This window comes from Massilia sp. CFBP 13721 (genome assembly GCF_014842025.1).
Lineage (GTDB): Bacteria > Pseudomonadota > Gammaproteobacteria > Burkholderiales > Burkholderiaceae_D > Telluria.
In genome coordinates this window covers 1-362 of record NZ_JACYUY010000077.1, presented here as the reverse complement: position 1 = coordinate 362, position 362 = coordinate 1, and the positions used below count along the sequence as shown (strand labels likewise).

The 362-nt window shown below is 66.6% G+C and carries 1 pseudogene; it reads left to right on the top strand.

Annotated elements, in window-relative coordinates:
• Positions 1 to 362 (top strand): annotated as a pseudogene (locus IFT60_RS26235) (mannose-1-phosphate guanylyltransferase/mannose-6-phosphate isomerase); the annotation flags it as partial.

Below are 362 nucleotides of genomic sequence, written 5' to 3'. Positions count from 1 at the left end.
GCCGACATCGGCTGGAGCGACGTCGGCTCCTGGTCGGCGCTGTGGGAAGTGCAGCAGCACGACGAAAACGGCAACGCCCGGCGCGGCGACGTCTACCTGGACGGCGTGAAAAATTCGCTGGTGCGCGCCGAGAGCCGCATCGTGGCCGTGGTCGGACTGGAGGACGTGGTCGTGGTCGAGACCAACGACGCCGTGCTGGTGGCCCACAAGAGCGCGGTGCAGCGCGTCAAGCAGGTGGTCGAGCACCTGAAGTCGACCGAACGCACCGAGCACCTGCACCATACCCGGGTCTACCGTCCGTGGGGGCATTACGAGGGCATCGATGCCGGCGACCGTTTCCAGGTCAAGCGCATCACCGTGAA